Source organism: Kocuria sp. CPCC 205235 (genome assembly GCF_040980905.1).
GTDB classification, from domain to species: Bacteria; Actinomycetota; Actinomycetes; order Actinomycetales; family Micrococcaceae; genus Kocuria; species Kocuria carniphila.
Genome location: NZ_JAVKPR010000057.1, coordinates 1 through 2,738 on the forward strand (window position 1 = coordinate 1; position 2,738 = coordinate 2,738).

General features: G+C 63.5%; 3 protein-coding genes. All 3 read right to left on the reverse strand.

Annotated features, from left to right (window positions below; all coding sequences use genetic code 11):
* Positions 1-217 precede the first annotated feature (217 nt).
* Positions 218-634 carry a transposase gene (locus RF638_RS15895; protein WP_368842452.1) on the reverse strand — a complete coding sequence of 139 codons (417 nt, stop codon included), beginning with the start codon at positions 632-634 and terminating at the stop codon, positions 218-220.
* The gene (locus tag RF638_RS15900) at positions 634-1,020 is read right to left on the reverse strand and encodes a hypothetical protein (protein ID WP_368842453.1); all 387 of its coding nucleotides are present in this window, start codon (positions 1,018-1,020) and stop codon (positions 634-636) included. The genes RF638_RS15895 and RF638_RS15900 overlap by 1 nt, the downstream gene beginning before the upstream one ends.
* Before the next feature lie 346 nt (positions 1,021-1,366).
* Positions 1,367-2,557 carry an alcohol dehydrogenase catalytic domain-containing protein gene (locus RF638_RS15905; RefSeq protein WP_259917807.1) on the reverse strand — a complete coding sequence of 397 codons (1,191 nt, stop codon included), beginning with the start codon at positions 2,555-2,557 and terminating at the stop codon, positions 1,367-1,369.
* Between the last annotated feature and the right edge of the window lie 181 nt (positions 2,558-2,738).

Below are 2,738 nucleotides of genomic sequence, written 5' to 3' on the forward strand. Positions count from 1 at the left end.
ATCGAGGACCTCGACGTCTATCCCCAGCTACCCCGCACCACCGGCGCGCCCACACTCAACTCTGAAGAGCCTGTTATGCAATCTGCGGTTACCGGCATCGCCGCGGGCCCGAGCGGCCGCCGGTGCCAGGTCCCAGCGATCGCGCATGGTCTTGCCGATGCGGTAGGCCGGGCGGTGGTGCCAGGCGGCTTCGACCAGCAGCCGCCTGGCGTGGGTGTTACCGGTCTTGGGTGTCCGGCCCCTGTGCTCTGCTGGCTCCGGAGGAGTACTCGGAGGGCACCAACCCGACGAAGGCCCCGATGGTGTCACCGGTGAAGCGGTGCCAGTCCCCGATCTCTACGGCCAGCCCGAACCCGGTCAGCGTGGAGATCCCGCGCAAGCACCCCAGCCGGTGGACCACCTCGGCGAATTGGGACTCGGCGGCCATCTTGGTAATCTCTTGATCCAGTCGGTCACGGCGGGCCGCAGTGACCAGCACCGTCTCGTGCTCGGCATCAAAAGCCATCCGCGTCGCCGGGGATTCCAAGTACTGGCGGGCCAGCCACGCGTGATGGGCCCCGGTCCAAGCCTGCCCACCGTCATAGACGATCCCATGACGCAGCAGCAATTTTGAAAGCCGGTGGCGGGCGCGCATCAGATCTGAACGGCAGTCCCCCCGGCCCGTACCAGATCCCGGGCGGCTTCTTGCTCCACCGACGGCACCACCACGCCGGTGACCTCATCCAAACGCAGCAACCGGGCCAGGTGCACCGCGTCCTTCGCATCAGTCAACACCGGGTCCCCGGAAGGCCGTTGCAGCTTCGACGGGGCCGCCACCACACACCGGATCCCCTCGGTATTCAATACCCGGGCCAGGCCGAAGCCGGTGGGACCGGTCTCATAGGTCACCGTCACCGCCACCGGCCCGGGTAGCTGGCGGACCCAGGACCGAATGTGATCGTGATCTGGAGTCAGCCGGGTCTGGAGTAGTTTACCGGTCACACCGTCGATGGCTGCGGCCGCCACAGATCGGGCGTGCACATCCAGCCCTACGCTCGCACGCTTGCGTAAACACCGGGGCCTCCCACAACTGTTGGATAGACCGGGCAAGGGACATCTTGTCCGGTAACCCACGAATATCTGTGAGCGAGGCCCCGGCCCGGAACCCCTCCACCACAGACGGGTCACTACATACCGTCTAGAACCCACCGTTGAACCCGCCTGCCGCCACGGGGTCAGTTTTCACGTGCCGCCGACCGGGTTCACGGCCAGCTGTTTTTCCTAACCGGCTATAGAGAGAACGAAAAGGCGCCCTCAGCCTGAGGCGCGTCCTGGCGGCACTGAGGCCCTGGCAAATTGCCAGGGCCTCAGTGCCGAGTGGGCAAGATCAGGAGGCGATCATGCCGTGCGGGTCGATGATGTACTTCTCCTGCGAGCTGTTGTCGAAGTCCGCGTAGGCCTGAGGAGCATCGTCAAGGCCGATGACCTTGGTCTGCAGCATGTCCGACAGGTACGGCATGCGGTCCCACAGGATCGCCTGCATCAACTCGTAGTTGTAATGCATGATCGGCGCCTGGCCAGCGGTGATCTTCGGGGACTTGATCCAGGCATTGCCGAATTCAATCGGGTAGATGCCGTTCTGCTCGTCCTTGGAATCCGCCAGGGGGTCAGGCCCATAGATGCCGATGATGCCGGTGGCGCCTCCCGCGCGGGTAACGTCGATCACCTGGTTGATCGCATAGGCCGGATCCTCTTTGTCCGCGTCCTTGCCGATGCCGTGAGCTTCGGTGCCGACGTAGTCCACGGCGCAGTCGACCATCGGCTCGCCAAGGATCTTTTCGATCTGGTCCTGCAGCGGGACATCCTCGTTGAGGTCAATGGTTTCGCAACCGTTGCGCTTCATTAGGGCCAAGCGATCCTTGTCGTGGTCGCCGACGATGATGCAGGACGCCCCCAGCAGGCGCGCAGCCGCGGCGCCGCAACGGCCCACGGGGCCGGCCCCCGCGATGTAGACAGTGGACCCGGGCTTGGCGCCAGCCTCCATGAGGCCGTGGAAGGCAGTCGGGAGGATGTCAGAGAGAAGCGCCAGATCGCGGATCTTCTCCATGGCCTGGTCACGGTCCGGGAACTTCAGCAGCTGGAAGTCCGCATAGGGAACAAAAAGATACTCGGCCTGTCCGCCGTCCCAGCCGCCCAGGTTGAAGCCGTAGGCAGCGGAATCGGCGTCCGGGTTGCAGGTCTGGCAGACCTCGGTACGACCGTTGCGGCAGTTACGGCAGCGGCCGCAAGCCACGTTGAAGGGAACCGAGACCAGGTCGCCTTCCTTCAGAAACTCGACGTCAGAGCCGATTTCCACGACTTCCCCGGTCATCTCATGTCCCATGATCATGCCGTCCGGGGCGGGGAAGGATCCACGGTAGATGTGGAGGTCACTGCCGCAGATGTTGGAAGCCACGATCTTTAGGACAACACCGTGGGGTGCCTTCTTGCCGTTGGGCATCTGGAGCTTCGGAAAGTCCAGATCCTCAACCTGTATGTTTTTCACGCCGCGGAAGACGACGGAACGGTTGCCTGCCATGTTCTTCACTCCTTCTTGAGATTTCACACGGGGGACCCCGGGGAGACTCGGTTCAGCCCTAGTTTTGCGGATTCTCTCAGTGAGCCACAGGTCTCTCACAAACCATAACAGGCTCTTCAGAGTTGAGTGTGGGCGCGCCGGTGGTGCGGGGTAGCTGGGGATAGACGTCGAGGTCCTCGAT

Excerpts from the sequence above, each read along its gene's own strand:
- RF638_RS15905 (WP_259917807.1), bottom strand. The coding sequence starts at position 2,557 with ATGGCAGGCAACCGTTCCGTCGTCTTCCGCGGCGTGAAAAACATACAG.
- RF638_RS15895 (WP_368842452.1), bottom strand. The coding sequence starts at position 634 with ATGCGCGCCCGCCACCGGCTTTCAAAATTGCTGCTGCGTCATGGGATC.